Annotated in this window: 15 protein-coding genes; 5 read left to right on the forward strand and 10 right to left on the reverse strand. The window is 69.3% G+C overall.

Annotated elements, in window-relative coordinates; all coding sequences use genetic code 11:
* Positions 1-77: 77 nt before the first annotated feature.
* Positions 78-1,127: an outer membrane porin GjpA gene (gjpA, locus tag A5648_RS15410; protein WP_065025383.1), complete on the forward strand. Its 1,050-nt coding sequence runs from the start codon at positions 78-80 to the stop codon at positions 1,125-1,127.
* A 293-nt stretch (positions 1,128-1,420) separates the two neighbouring features.
* Here the strand turns inward: gjpA and gatB are convergent, their stop codons facing one another.
* Together gatB and tenA are read right to left on the reverse strand one after the other, a co-directional pair.
* Positions 1,421-2,923 (reverse strand): Asp-tRNA(Asn)/Glu-tRNA(Gln) amidotransferase subunit GatB, encoded by a 1,503-nt coding sequence (gatB, locus tag A5648_RS15415; protein WP_065025384.1) that lies wholly within the window; start codon positions 2,921-2,923, stop codon positions 1,421-1,423.
* Between the two features lie 23 nt (positions 2,924-2,946).
* Positions 2,947-3,615, reverse strand: coding sequence for a thiaminase II (tenA, locus tag A5648_RS15420; RefSeq protein WP_065025408.1), 669 nt, complete (start codon positions 3,613-3,615; stop codon positions 2,947-2,949).
* Positions 3,616-3,648: 33 nt separating this feature from the next.
* Here tenA and A5648_RS15425 point away from each other — a divergent pair, with 33 nt between their 5' ends.
* Positions 3,649-4,035 carry a DUF2237 family protein gene (locus A5648_RS15425; protein WP_065025385.1) on the forward strand — a complete coding sequence of 129 codons (387 nt, stop codon included), beginning with the start codon at positions 3,649-3,651 and terminating at the stop codon, positions 4,033-4,035.
* A gap of 4 nt (positions 4,036-4,039) precedes the next feature.
* On the opposite strand, the gene A5648_RS15430 is transcribed toward A5648_RS15425, so the two are convergent.
* The 4 genes from A5648_RS15430 to gatC form a co-directional block, all read right to left on the reverse strand.
* The gene (locus A5648_RS15430) at positions 4,040-4,393 is read right to left on the reverse strand and encodes a hypothetical protein (protein WP_065025386.1); all 354 of its coding nucleotides are present in this window, start codon (positions 4,391-4,393) and stop codon (positions 4,040-4,042) included.
* A 105-nt stretch (positions 4,394-4,498) separates the two neighbouring features.
* A complete protein-coding gene (locus A5648_RS15435; protein ID WP_065025409.1) occupies positions 4,499-5,530 on the reverse strand; it encodes an ATP-dependent 6-phosphofructokinase in 1,032 nt (343 codons plus the stop codon).
* Positions 5,531-5,627: 97 nt separating this feature from the next.
* Positions 5,628-7,109 (reverse strand): Asp-tRNA(Asn)/Glu-tRNA(Gln) amidotransferase subunit GatA, encoded by a 1,482-nt coding sequence (gene gatA, locus A5648_RS15440; protein WP_065025387.1) that lies wholly within the window; start codon positions 7,107-7,109, stop codon positions 5,628-5,630.
* A complete protein-coding gene (gene gatC, locus A5648_RS15445; protein WP_065025388.1) occupies positions 7,106-7,405 on the reverse strand; it encodes an Asp-tRNA(Asn)/Glu-tRNA(Gln) amidotransferase subunit GatC in 300 nt (99 codons plus the stop codon). The genes gatA and gatC overlap by 4 nt, the downstream gene beginning before the upstream one ends.
* A 39-nt stretch (positions 7,406-7,444) precedes the next feature.
* On the opposite strand from gatC, the gene A5648_RS15450 reads away from it, so the two are divergent.
* On the forward strand, positions 7,445-8,110 hold the full coding sequence (locus A5648_RS15450; protein ID WP_109470808.1) for an amino acid-binding protein: 666 nt from the start codon (positions 7,445-7,447) through the stop codon (positions 8,108-8,110).
* Here A5648_RS15450 and ligA read toward each other — a convergent pair.
* The gene (ligA, locus tag A5648_RS15455) at positions 8,107-10,182 is read right to left on the reverse strand and encodes an NAD-dependent DNA ligase LigA (protein WP_065025390.1); all 2,076 of its coding nucleotides are present in this window, start codon (positions 10,180-10,182) and stop codon (positions 8,107-8,109) included. The genes A5648_RS15450 and ligA overlap by 4 nt on opposite strands.
* Before the next feature lie 214 nt (positions 10,183-10,396).
* Between ligA and A5648_RS15460 the strand changes: the two genes are divergently transcribed.
* Together A5648_RS15460 and A5648_RS15465 are read left to right on the forward strand one after the other, a co-directional pair.
* On the forward strand, positions 10,397-11,248 hold the full coding sequence (locus A5648_RS15460; protein ID WP_207511725.1) for an EamA family transporter: 852 nt from the start codon (positions 10,397-10,399) through the stop codon (positions 11,246-11,248).
* 17 nt (positions 11,249-11,265) lie between these two features.
* Positions 11,266-11,661: an MmcQ/YjbR family DNA-binding protein gene (locus A5648_RS15465; protein ID WP_065025391.1), complete on the forward strand. Its 396-nt coding sequence runs from the start codon at positions 11,266-11,268 to the stop codon at positions 11,659-11,661.
* On the opposite strand, the gene A5648_RS15470 is transcribed toward A5648_RS15465, so the two are convergent.
* The 3 genes from A5648_RS15470 to A5648_RS15480 all read right to left on the reverse strand — a co-directional run bounded on the left by A5648_RS15470 (position 11,656) and on the right by A5648_RS15480 (position 13,528).
* Positions 11,656-11,961 carry an ArsR/SmtB family transcription factor gene (locus tag A5648_RS15470; protein ID WP_109470806.1) on the reverse strand — a complete coding sequence of 102 codons (306 nt, stop codon included), beginning with the start codon at positions 11,959-11,961 and terminating at the stop codon, positions 11,656-11,658. The genes A5648_RS15465 and A5648_RS15470 overlap by 6 nt on opposite strands.
* Positions 11,958-12,446 carry an SRPBCC family protein gene (locus A5648_RS15475; RefSeq protein WP_065025393.1) on the reverse strand — a complete coding sequence of 163 codons (489 nt, stop codon included), beginning with the start codon at positions 12,444-12,446 and terminating at the stop codon, positions 11,958-11,960. Before A5648_RS15475 ends, A5648_RS15470 begins: the two co-directional genes overlap by 4 nt.
* Positions 12,447-12,514: 68 nt before the next feature.
* On the reverse strand, positions 12,515-13,528 hold the full coding sequence (locus A5648_RS15480; RefSeq protein ID WP_065025394.1) for a methionine synthase: 1,014 nt from the start codon (positions 13,526-13,528) through the stop codon (positions 12,515-12,517).
* Between the last annotated feature and the right edge of the window lie 50 nt (positions 13,529-13,578).

Raw genomic sequence — 13,578 nt, forward strand, 5'->3', positions numbered from 1 at the left:
ATTGGTCTCCTAAACTACTTTCAAGTAACCTTTCGTGAGCTGTGCGACCCGTCACAGAAACCGTAATGAGGAGACCCATGCAATACGTTGTTCGCTCACCGTGGATCGTCGCCGGCGCGGCGCTCGTCGGCGCCGGCGCCATCGCCGCCATCCCGGTCACCGCGCCGCTGCCGACCCTGCCTGCCGCGCACTCATCCGCGGTGGCGCTGACGGCCGACTTCGATCCGTTCGGAGCCTGGCAGGACGTGTTCGACACCGCCAAGACCAACGCCACCACGCTGTGGGACGCCATGTCGGCGGCTCCGATGGTGGCCAGCCAGCAGCTGATCGCCAACCTGATCAACGGCGTGTCGATCGACCCGCAGGCCGTCATCGACGCCGTCGTGCAGCCCAGCATGGAGACCGACCTGCCGATGTCACCGTTGCTGTTGAGCAACGACGCGCTGCAGGCACTGATCACCCTGGTGATGCCGCAGTACATGCCCGACGACTTCCCCCTCAGCACCGATGAGCTCACGCCGGTTCTCTCTTTCCTGGCATCACCGCTCAGCGGGGTGCTGATCGGCGCGCTCGCCCCGAGCATCAGCCCGCTGGTCGCGCTCTACAACGGCGTTACCGAGATCAGCACCGCGTTGTCCGGCGACAACCCGGATTGGACGGCGGCGCTGCAGGACATGGCCAACCTCCCGGCCAACATGGTCGGCGGGCTCCTCAACGGGGCCACCCTCAACCTGGACGCGCTGCTGCCCAGCCTGACCGAGGCCGGCCTGCTGCCCGAAGACCTGGACGTCACCGCGCTCAGCTACACCTTCGGCGGCCTGCTGTCCCCCGGCCTCACCGGCACCGACGTCGAGGGCTTCGTCAACCTGATCTCCGACGGCAGCTCCCCCGGCATCGGCGGCTCGATCATCAACGGACTGGGGCTGACCACCGGCCTCATGGGCTTCCCGCTGGTGGTTGAGGGCCAAGGCGTCGGGCTGCTGGGCGCGTGGCAAAGCCTGGAAGAGATCATCGCCCACGCTCTCGGCTGGGACGGCGTGAGCAACCCGCTCGACGACGTGGCCGCCGGTGGCAGCGCGGTCGGCACCGACCTGCTCGCCGACCTGATGGGTTCGATCGGCCTGTAGGCCCTTTCTCCAGCCCACGAGTGGCCCCCTCCGATCGCGGAGGGGGCCACTTTCGTCGTCGGTAGCGTGCGATCGGTTCTCACAGAAGCTTTACCGACTGCGCCCCCGCGGCCTTAAATATCGGCTTTACCTTGGAGCTCGGGTCAAGGTCACACCGAGACCGTCTAGCGAAAAGGATGACGACACGATGTTGATCGACGTTCGGTGGCTGCAGTTCATCTTCGAGCACTGGGGCAACCAGCAAGTCCGTCGCCTACCGCAGACCCACGCCGCCGCCGGCTGAGGCGGCCGGTCTACCCGCAGGCTTCCAGCACCAGTTCCCGCACTCGGGCGGCGTCGGCCTGGCCCTTGGTGGCTTTCATCACCGCGCCCACGATGGCACCGGCGGCCTGCACTTTGCCGCCCCGGATCTTCTCGGCCACATCGGGATTGGCGGCCAACGCCTCGTCGATCGCCGCCTGGATCACCGAGTCGTCGCGCACCACGACCAGGCCGCGGTCGGTCATCACCTGGGCCGGCTCCCCCTCCCCGGCGAGCACTCCTTCGACCACCTGGCGGGCCAGCTTGTTGGACAGCTCGCCCGACTCCACCAGCGACACCACCTCGGCGACCTGCGCCGGCGTGATCGCCAAGGCATCGAGTTCGACACCCGCTTCGTTGGCCTTCTGCACCAGGAAGTTTCCCCACCAGGCCCGGGCCGCCTCGCTGGAGGCCCCGGCTGCCACGGTGGCCGCCACCAACTCGACCGCGCCCGCATTGACCAGGTCCCGCATCACCTCGTCGGAGACGCCCCACTCGTCCTGAATCTTCTTGCGGGCCAGCCACGGCAGCTCACCGATGGTGCCGCGCAGCTGCTCAACCAGCTCGGCGCTCGGCGCCACCGGCTCCAGGTCAGGCTCGGGGAAGTAGCGGTAGTCCTCAGCGGTCTCCTTGACCCGTCCCGGGCTGGTGTAACCCGCCTCGTGGAAGTGCCGGGTCTCCTGGATGACGGTGCCCCCGCCGGTCAGCACCGCGGCCTGGCGACGCATCTCGTAGCTGACCGCCACTTCGACGCTCTTGAGCGAGTTGACGTTCTTGGTCTCGGTACGGGTTCCGAATTCCGTTGTCCCGGTAGGCATCAATGACACGTTGGCGTCACAGCGCATCGACCCCTGATCCATGCGCACATCGGAGACGTCCAGGGAGCGCAGCAGATCCCGCAGCGCGGTCACATACGCCCGGGCGATCTGCGGGGCACGCTCACCGGCTCCGGTGATCGGCTTGGTGACGATCTCGATCAGGGGAACGCCGGCCCGGTTGTAGTCCACCAGGGACTCGCTGGCGCCCTCGATGCGGCCGGTGTCGCTGCCTACGTGAGTGAGCTTGCCGGTGTCCTCCTCCATGTGGGCGCGTTCGATGTCCACCCGCCACACCGACCCGTCCTCCAGCGGCACGTCCAGGTGACCGTTGAACGCGATCGGCTCGTCGTACTGAGAGATCTGGTAATTCTTCGGCTGGTCGGGATAGAAGTAGTTCTTGCGGGCGAACCGGCACCAGGAGGCGATCTCGCAGTTCAGCGCCAACCCGATCCGGATCGCCGATTCGACCGCGGCGCCGTTGAGCACCGGCAGCGAACCGGGCAGCCCCAGGCACACCGGGCACACCTGGGTGTTGGGTTCGGCGCCGAATGCGGTCGAGCACCCGCAGAACATCTTGGTGGCCGTGGACAGCTCGACGTGCACCTCCAGGCCCAGCACCGGGTCGAAGCGGGCGACGACGTCGTCGTAGTCGAGCAGTTCGGCGACAGCAGCGGTCATGGCCGAAAGTCTAGGTGACCCGATCACACCGGCCAGTCCTCCATCCGATAGGCCGCGTCGAAGAACATCCACTCATAACGTGCGGTGGTGTGGAAATGCCGGCGCATCAGTTCCCGCTCGGCCGGCGACGCGTCCGCGCCGACCCGATCGGTGACCGCGAGCACCGCATCGACCACCTCCTGGAACTCCTGGCCGGCGTAGGTGTCGATCCAGCGTTGGAACAGCGGCTCGGGCGAGCCGTGGCGCTGCAGGTGTTCACCGACCCTGGCATAGATCCAGTAACAGGGCAGCACCGCCGCGACGGCTTCGGCGTAGGAACCGGATGCGGTGACGGCCAGCAGGTAGCTGCCGTAGGCCTGGGCGGCCGGGCCGACCGGAACCGCGGCGGCCGCGCCGGCGTCGAGCCCCAGATCGGTCAGGAGCCCGGCGTGCAGTTCGGTTTCGGCGCCGATCGCCACCCCGGCGTGCTCGGCGAACATCGTCAACTCCGCCTCGAGCGGCGCCTTGGCCGCACAGCCCGCCAGCGCCCGCGCGTAGGCCCGCAGGTAGTGGGCGTCCTGGACGATGTAGTAGCGGAATCGGTCGTGGCCCAAGGTCCCGTCGGTGAGTCCGGTGATGAACGGGTGTGCGCAGATTCGCTGATAGATCTCAGCGGCCTGGCCCCAGAGTGCGTCACGTGTGCGATTGGCCATGACCCACCGTAGCCCGCCCACTAAACTGGCCGGATGTCCGAGCGCAACGTATTGGGCGATCCGCTACAACCGTGCGGCAGTGACCCGGTCACCGGTTTCTACCGGGACGGCTGCTGTTCCTCGGGTCCGGAAGACATTGGACTGCATACCATTTGCGCGGTGGTCACCGCCGAGTTCCTCGAGCACCAGCGCTCGATCGGCAATGACCTGTCCACGCCGATGCCCGCCTATCGATTTCCGGGCCTGGCCCCCGGTGACCGCTGGTGTGTCACCGCGGTGAATTGGCTTCGGGCGCACCGTGATGGGCGTGCAGCTCCGGTGGTGCTCGCCGCCACCCATGAACGCACCCTCGACGTGGTTCCGCTGGATGTGCTGCGCGCCTACGCCGTTGACGTGCCCGACGACCTGGGCGATCTGTGATCCGCTACGAGCCGAGCACGGCGCCGATGCCGCCATTCTGTTGCTGCTGCTGACGGTGATGGACGTACCAGACGAACTGCTCGACCAGCTCGCCGTATTGGGGGCAGTCTGCCGTCACCGATCCGGCCAGCAACTGTCCGGTCTGGTCCTGGGGCAAACCGCTGGTAGCCAGGATGTGGTCGACGGCGTGTTTGACGCCCGCCAGCGTCGGCTGGTCGCTCATGAACCCACAGACCTCGCCACCGTGCTCGTCGACGTATCCGCTTACCGCGTCGCCGCTGGCGTACGCCGGGGCGGCCAGGGCCAGCCCTACCGGCACGGCGCACAGCGCCGCGGCCATCCGCGACAACTTCCCCATTCGCGCCCCCCGACATTCGTCCACCCGGTAAGCGAACCGTAGTCCGCCGAACACGCATCGACCATTCGGTGGCTATTTCCCCAACAGGTGATGCACAAACGCGAACTACCCGAAGAATGCCGCCGCGTCGTCATAGCGGCTCTGCGGTACGACCTTGAGCTGGCGCACCGCGTCGGCCAATGCCACCCTGCCGATCTCCTGGCCGCGCAGCGACACCATCATTCCGTACTCACCGGCGTGAGCGGCGTCGGCGGCGTTCACACCGAACCGGGTGGCCAGCACCCGGTCGTAGGCGGTCGGGGTGCCGCCGCGCTGCACATGCCCCAGCACCGTGGTGCGCACCTCTTTCTTGACCCGCCGCTCGATCTCGACGGCCAATTGCGCGGCGACCCCGGTGAACCGCTCGTGGCCGAACTCGTCGATGCCGCCGGCCCGTAGCTCCATCGATCCGGCGGCGGGTTTGGCCCCTTCGGCGACGACGCAGATGAAGTGCGACGAGCCGTGCTGGAAACGCTGCTTGACCAGCCGGCACACTTCTTCGACATCGAAGGGCTGTTCGGGAATCAACGTCATGTGCGCACCGGAGGCCAGGCCGGCATTGAGTGCGATCCAGCCGGCGTGGCGGCCCATCACCTCGACCAGCATCACCCGCTGATGGGATTCGGCGGTCGAATGCAGCCGGTCGATGGCCTCGGTGGCGACCTCCAGGGCGGTGTCGTGCCCGAAGGTGAGATCAGTGCAATCGATGTCGTTGTCGATGGTTTTGGGCACCCCGACCACCGGCACGTTCTCCTGTGACAGCCAGTGTGCCGCGGTCAGCGTGCCCTCCCCGCCGATGGGGATGAGCACGTCGATGCCGTTGTCGTCGAGGGTTGCCTTGACCTGGTCCAGGCCGGCGCGCAACTTGTCGGGGTTCACCCGGGCCGTGCCGAGCATGGTGCCGCCCTTGGCCAGCAACCGGTCGTTGCGGTCGTCGTTGGCCAGCTGGATTCGCCGGTTCTCCAGCAGGCCGCGCCAGCCGTCCTGGAATCCCACCACCGACGAGCCGTAGCGGGAATCGCAGGTGCGCACCACCGCCCTGATCACCGCGTTCAATCCGGGGCAGTCACCGCCGCCGGTGAGGACTCCGATCCGCATGAGATCCATCTTGCCGGGCGGCTCGGTTTCCCGCGGCGAGCAGACATAAAAGCCCCCAAAAGACGGCCTTTTAGGGGGCGCTCATGCCTGCTCGCGGCTAGATCGCCGCCGGCAACTCGCCGCGGGCAGCCTCATAGGCGGCGCCCACCCGGTAGAGCCGGTCGTCGGCCAACGCCGGCGCCATGATCTGCAGGCCGACCGGCATCCCGTCGTCGCCGGAGAGGCCGGAGGGCACCGACATCCCACAGTGCCCGGCCAGGTTCAGCGGCAGCGTGCACAGGTCGAACAGGTACATCGCCAGCGGGTCGTCGACCTTCTCCCCCAACCGGAACGCCGTGCTGGGCGTGGTCGGCGAGATCAGCACGTCGACGGACTTATAGGCCTCGTCCAGATCGCGGGCGATCAGGGTGCGCACCTTCTGCGCCTGGTTGTAGTAGGCGTCGTAGTAGCCCGCCGACAGCGCGTAGGTGCCGAGCATGATGCGGCGCTTGACCTCCGGACCGAATCCGGCCGCGCGGGTCAGCGCCATCACCTCCTCGGCGCTGTGGGTGCCGTCGTCACCGACGCGCAGCCCGAAGCGCATCGCGTCGAACCGGGCCAGGTTGGATGACACCTCCGAGGGCAGGATCAGGTAGTAGGCGGACAGCGAGTAGTCGAAGTGCGGGCAGTCCACCTCGGAGATCTGCGCGCCCAGCGCCGTCAACTGTTCGACGGCGGCGTTGAACGACGCCAGCACGCCCGGCTGGTAGCCCTCCCCGCTGTGCAGCTGGCGCACCACCCCGACCCGCACACCCGAGAGGTCACCGCCGGCCCCGGCTTTCGCGGCGGCGACAACGTCGGGCACCGGCGCGTCCAGCGAAGTGGAATCGCGCGGGTCGTGCCCGGCGATCACCTGATGCAGCAGCGCGGTGTCAGCCACGGTGCGCGCGCACGGGCCACCCTGGTCCAGCGACGACGCGCACGCCACCAGCCCGTAGCGGCTGACGGTGCCGTAGGTGGGTTTGACGCCGACGGTGGCGGTCAGCGCGGCCGGCTGGCGAATGGAGCCGCCGGTGTCGGTGCCGATGGCCAACGGCGCCTGGAACGCCGCCAGCGCCGCGGCGCTCCCACCGCCGGACCCGCCCGGCACCCGCTCGACATCCCACGGGTTGCGGGTCACCTGGTAGGCGGAGTTCTCCGTGGAGGAGCCCATGGCGAACTCGTCCATGTTGGTCTTGCCCAGGATCGGGATGCCGGCCGCGCGCAGCCGCGCGGTGACCGTTGCGTCGTAGGGCGCCCGCCAGCCTTCCAGGATCTTCGACCCGCAGGTGGTGGGCGCATCGACGGTGGTGAACACGTCCTTGAGCGCCAGCGGCACCCCGGCCAGCGCCGAGGGCGCCTCGCCGGCGGCGATCGCCTTGTCGGCCGCCTTCGCGGCGGCCAGCGCCTCATCGGCGCCGACGTGCAGGAACGCCCCGTAGCGGTCGTCGGTGGCCGCGATCTGGTCCAGATGAGCTTGGGTGACCTCGACCGAGGACACCTCGCCGGCGGCGATCCGCGCCGCCAGGGTGGCCGCGTCGGACCGGATCAGCTCACTCACTGGCTCTCCCCCAGGATCTGCGGCACCGCGAAGCGGTTCTCGTCGGCGCGCGGCGCGGCGGCCAGCGCTTGGTCCTGGGTCAGGCCGGCGACGATCTCGTCGGGCCGGGTGACGTTGACGGCCTTGAGCGGATTGTCGGTCGCCTCCACGCCGGTGACGTCCACGGCCTGAATCGTGCTGACGTGGGTCAGGATCGCGTCGAGTTGGCCGGCGAAGCCGTCGAGTTCGACGTCAGTCAGCGCCAGCCGGGCCAGCCGGGCCAAGTGCGCTACGTCGTCACGGGAGATCTGGGACACGGCCGTCAAGCCTAGTCGGGCTGTGGAACAGTGTTCGCCGTGCCTTCCTATCTGCTGCGCGTCGAACTGGACGACCGCCCGGGCAGCCTCGGCTCGCTGGCGGTCGCCCTGGGCTCGGTGGGTGCCGACATCTTGTCGCTGGACGTCATCGAGCGTGGCAGCGGCTCGGCGATCGACGACCTGGTGGTCGAGCTACCGCCCGGATCGATGCCCGACGTGTTGATCACCGCCGCCGAACGGCTCACCGGGATACGAGTGCACAGTGTGCGCCCGCACACCGGGCTGCTGGAGGCGCACCGCGAACTCGAGCTCATCGACCGCGTCGCGGCCGCCGGTGACCGCCAGGCCAAACTGCAGAGGCTGGTCGACGACGCACCCCGGGTGCTGCGGGTCAGCTGGTGCGTGGTGGTGCGCGGCGAGGGATCCGCCGGGCGGTTCCGCCGGCTGGCCGGGAGTCCGGGCACCCCCGAGACCGAAGTCGGTGCGCTGCCGTGGCTGCCGATCGAGCGCGCCACCGCACTGGACAACACCGCCGACTGGGTGCCCACGGTCTGGCGGGAGATGGACACGGCGCTGCTGGCCGCCCCGCTGGGCAACCCGCGCACCGCTGTCGTCTTGGGGCGCACCGGCGGTCCGGCGTTCCTGCCGGCCGAAGTGGCGCGGCTGGGCTATCTGGCCGGGATCGTCGCGACCCTGCTGCGCTAATCCGTTGTCTCGGCCGGCCCTTCGGCCAGCAACCTGGCGAAGCCCTCTTCGTCGAGGATCGGCACGCCGAGTTCGACGGCCTTGTCGTACTTCGACCCCGGCGCGTCACCGGCGACGAGGTAGGCGGTCTTCTTCGACACCGATCCGGCCGCCCGGCCGCCGCGCGCGATGATGGCCTCCTTGGCCTCATCGCGGGAGAAGCCGGTCAGTGAACCGGTCACGACGATGCTCAAGCCCTCCAGCGTGCGTTCGATGCTCGCGTCGCGCTCGTCGGCCATCCGCACCCCGGCCGCCCGCCACTTGTCGACGATCGCGCGGTGCCAGTCGACGTCGAACCATTCGGTGACCGCGGTGGCGATGGTGGGCCCGACGCCCTCGACGGCCGCCAGCTGCTCGGTGGACGCCGCGGTGATCGCCTCCAGGCTGCCGAACTCGGTGGCCAGCGCCCGGGCCGCGGTCGGACCGACGTGGCGGATCGACAACGCCACCAGCACCCGCCACAGCGGTTGGGATTTGGCCTTGTCGAGGTTGGCCAGCAGTTGCCGGCCGTTCTTGGACAGCACACCGCCCTTGGTGGTGAACAAGTCGGTGCGCAGCAGGTCGTCTTCGGTGAGGGTGAACAGATCGCCCTCGTCGGTGATGACGCCGGCGCTCAGCAGCGCGATCGCCGCCTCGTACCCGAGGGCCTCGATGTCGAAGGCGCCGCGTCCGGCGACGTGGAACACCCGCTCGCGCAGCTGCGCCGGGCAGGACCGGGCATTGGGGCAGCGGATGTCGACGTCGGCCTCTTTGGCCGGCGCCAGCAGGGTTCCGCATTCCGGGCAATGAGTCGGCATGACGAATTCGCGTTCGGTGCCGTCGCGCAGGTCGACGACCGGCCCGAGCACCTCGGGGATCACGTCGCCGGCCTTGCGGATGATCACGGTGTCGCCGATCAGCACCCCTTTGCGTTTGACCTCCGAGGCGTTGTGCAGCGTGGCCAGCCCCACCGTGGAGCCGGCCACCTTGACCGGGGTCATGTAGGCGAACGGGGTGACCCGGCCGGTGCGCCCGACGCTGACCCGGATGTCGACCAGCGTGGTCTGCGCCTCCTCCGGCGGGTACTTGTAGGCCACCGCCCAGCGCGGTACCCGCGAGGTGGCGCCGAGCCGGCGCTGCAGCGCCCGGTCGTCGACTTTGACGACCACGCCGTCGATTTCGTGTTCGACGTCGTGGCGGTGCTCGCCCCAGTAGGTGATGCGTTCGGCCACCGCGGCCATGCCTTCGACGCGGGCGGTGTGGGCCGAGACCGGCAGGCCCCAGGCCTTCATGGCGGCGTAGGCCTCGTGCAGGGTGGCCGGGTTGAACCCCTCGGCGTAGCCCAGGCCGTGGCAGACCATCCGCAGGTTGCGCCGGGCGGTGATGGCCGGGTTCTTCTGCCGCAGTGAGCCGGCCGCGCTGTTGCGGGGATTGGCGAACGGCGCCTTGCCCTCGGCGACCAGTCCGGCGTTGAGGGTTTCGAAGTCCTCCAGCCGGAAGTACACCTCGCCGCGCACCTCCAGCACCGCCGGGATCGGGAATTCGCTATCGGCGGTGAGGAACTCGGGGATGTCGGCGATGGTGCGCGCGTTGAGCGTCACGTCCTCGCCGACCCGGCCGTCACCGCGGGTGGCCCCGCTGCTCAGTCGGCCGTCGCGATACACCAGCCCGAGCGCCACCCCGTCGACCTTGAGCTCGCACAGATAGCTGGTGTCGCCGCCGATCTCACCGGCGACCCGGCCCGCCCAGGCGGTCAGCTCATCGGGTGAGAACACGTCCTCCAGCGACAGCATCCGCTCCAGGTGTTCGGCGGGCGCGAACTCGGTGGTGAACCCGGCCCCGCCCACCAGCTGGGTGGGCGAATCGGCGGCACGCAGCTCAGGGTGCGCGTCCTCGAGCGCGAGCAGCCGGTTGAACAGTTCGTCGAACTCACTGTCGGGGATGATCGGCGCGTCTTTGACGTAGTAGCGGAACTGGTGCTCGCGCACCTCTTCGGCCAGGTCGTGCCACTGCCGCCGAATCTCAGGGGTGACGCTGTCCGCTTGTGGGCTCACTCCCGCAGGTTATCCGGTTCGGCCTCCGCCGGAGTTTCGGCGCAGGGTGATTCTTGCCCCGTCCGCCCGCTGGCCAGCGCCGGGAAAACCGAACAGACCCGAACCGTTCACGGGCTGTACACCGCCAGTGGTTAATCTGCGCCATGCGTAAGCCATCGTGAGAGAGCTTGCTCACCACCGCGGGAACTGACCTCACCAGGAGCACCGAGCAAGCATGGCCTCTTCAAGCCCCTCGCTGGCGTTGCTGTCGGCCGCCGGCTTCGGCGTCACCGACTTCGTCGGCGGCGTGGCCGCGCGCCAGGTCACCGCGCTGCGAGTGATCCTGATCTCCACGCCGGTGTCGATGGTGCTGATCGGCGGCTTGGCCGTGCTGTGCGGCGGTTCGGTGACCGCCAACGCGGTGATCTACGGGGCACTGGGCGGGATCAGCCAGGCGGTCGGTATCTGGTGGTTCTTCTCGGCGCTGGCCGCCGGGCCGATATCGGTGGTGTCGCCCCTGGCCGCCCTGGTCGACTCCGCCGTCCCGATCGGTTTCGGGTTCCTCTCCGGTGAGCGACCCAGCCCGGTCGCCACGGCCGGCATCGCACTGGCACTGATGGCCGTGCTGCTGATCAGCCGGGAGGCCACCGGCGGGAGACCCGCACCGCACCGCTTCACCTACAAGGTGGCCTGGCTGACGATCGCCTCCGGATTCGCGCTCGGACTCAACTTCGTGTGCATCGACCACACCGAGCTCCAGTCGCGGCTCTGGCCGCTGCTATTCGCCCGCGCCGCGGCGACGGTGCTGGTGGTTGTGCTGGCTACGGCCACCCGCAACGCGGCGCCACCCTCGGGAGCCCCGCTGCGGCTGGCGCTGATCGCCGGCGTGCTGGATACCGGGGCCAACGTGACGATGGTGCTGACGTTGCACACCTCGCTGCTGTCGCTGGGCAGCGTGCTCATCTCGCTGTATCCGGCAGCAACAGTGGTGCTGGCGGTCGTGGTGCTGCGCGAGCGGGTACATCGCTGGCAAGTCGTCGGCATGGTGCTCGCGGCCGCCGCGGTGGCGATGATCACCACCGGCTGAGGCTTTAGCCTGAGACGGTGCCGCACCCGATCATGTTCCACGACGACGACCCGGGCCTGGCGGACCTGCGCCGCATCGCCTTGGGCTTTCCCGAGGCGTCCGAGAAGATCTCGCACGGCCGCCCGGTGTTCTGCGCGCCGAAGATATTCGCGGTCTTCGGCGGCAGCGCCAAGATCGACGGCACGATGGTGCGCTACCCCCACTCGTTACTGGTCAAGGTCGAGGAATCCGAGCGGCGCGCCCTCGAGCAGGACAACCGGTTCTTCTATCCGATGTATCTGGGTCCGTCAGGCTGGTTGGGACTGGATTTCGACGCGACCCAGGTGGATTGGGATGAGGTCGGCGAACTGGTCGACGCCTCGTTTCGGCTGACCGCGTCCTCGCGGTTGATCCGGCTGCTCGACGGGCTATGACTCGACGTGGGCGCGCAACCGGTCGATGGTGGCGTCCCAGCGCCGCGACAGCGCGGCGAGGTAGTCACCGGCTTCGGCCAGCGGCCGGGTCTGCACCTCCCAGATGCGTTCCCGGCCGCGGCGGGCGCTGTTGACCAGGCCCACCGACTCCAGCAGTTGCAGATGTTTCGTGGCGGCCTGCCGCGTCACCGGGACCACCTGGGCGACTTGGGAAGTCGAGCAGGGACCGCCCTCGCACAGCCGCTTGACGATGAGCAACCGGTTGGGGTCTCCGAGCGCGCCGAAGACCGGGGCCGTCACGCCGGCCGGCCCAGCGCCAGGTACTTGCGCACCAACTCCGCCTGGTGCGCCCAACCGCCGGAGTTCGCCTCGAACGCGCCGGAGCGCCGAGCCTCCGGCAGCGCGTCGAAGCCGCTCTCGACGATGGTGAGGTGCACCCCGTCGGCCGTTTCAGCGAGGGTGAACTCCACCAGGGTGGTCGGTTCGTCCTCGGCGTCGGCCTCACCGGCGCATGGATGCCAGCGGTAGGCGAACCGTCGCCGCGGTTCCACCGCGACGATCTGCCATGTCGTTCGGTTGCCCGCGTGCGGTTCCTGCAGTCGGGCGACCTCCTCGTCGACGGTCGTCGGGGTGATCGTCGCCGTCACCGAACTGCCGGCGACGAAGGGTCCGTCGATCCGTACGCCGAACCACTGCCCGAATTCCGCGGGGTCGCTGATCGCCTGCCACACCCGGTCCAGCGATGCCCGCAACAGGACCTGCTTCTCAATCCGATCCGTACTCATGCGCAACCTCCTGGTTGCATATGAGTAGAACAGATGCTCGTTCGACATGCAACCCTACGGTTGCGTGACTACACCGCCTCCGGATCCTGCGCCAGCGCCGCGCCGGCGCGGCCCACCAGCCCGATCGCGGTACGCGCCCACTTCGCGGTGGCACCCGCCATCCCACACACCGGGCTGACGCCGACCCGCTCGCCCAGCACCGAGCGCGCAAAACCGATCCGGTCGGTGATCGCGGCCGCCGCGGCGGCAAGTTCCTCCACCGACGGGCGTCGCGCCGGCGCGACCGCCGGGAGCAATCCCAGCACCACGGTGCGGCCGGCATCGACGAACGCGCCGATCGCGTCGTAGTCGGCCGGCCCCAATGCGGTGGCGTCCAGCGATACCGCCGCGATGCTGCTGCGCTGCAACACGGTCCACGGCAGCCCCGCCGCGCAGCTGTGCACCAGGACCTCGCCGCCCACCGTCTCGGCGCAGCCGTCGAGCAGCGCCGTGGCCACCGCTTCATCGATGGCGGGCACCGGGCTCAGGGCGGTCACCCCGGCCAGCCGGCCGGTCACGGCGGCGGCCAGGGACGGCTCGTCGAGCTGCACGACCACCGAGGTGTCGAGCCGGCGGGACAAGTCGGCCCGATGCACCTTCAGGCCCTCGCCCAGCGACGCGGCCAGGTCCCGGACCGCGCCGGGGTCGGTGATGGCCCGGTGCCCGTTAGCCAGCTCCACCTCGGCGGCCAGCGTCAGCGGCCCGGGCGCCTGCAGCTTGACCGGCTGCCCGCTACCGCGCAGGCCGGCGATCTCCCAGGCTTCTTCGAGGGCATCGGTGTCCTCGCCGAGCAGGCTGACCGCGCGCCGGCTCACCGCGCCGGGCCGCGCGGCCAGCCGGTAGCCGCGCGGGGCGGTGTCGAGGACGATGTCGACCAGCAGTGCGCCGGCCCGGCCGATCAGATCGGCACCCACCCCGCGGCCGGGCAGCTCGACCAGGTGGGCCAGGCTGCCGCCCAGCTCCCCCACCACCACCTCGGCGGCCTGGCGCGCGGAGGTACCCGGCCAGGAGCCGATGCCGGTGCCGGTGGCGAAAACACTCACCCGGGAACCGTACCGGCGGGCTAACCTTCGACGAGTGAGGACCTCGCGGC

This window comes from Mycolicibacter sinensis, assembly GCF_001673565.1.
GTDB lineage: Bacteria > Actinomycetota > Actinomycetes > Mycobacteriales > Mycobacteriaceae > Mycobacterium > Mycobacterium sinense_C.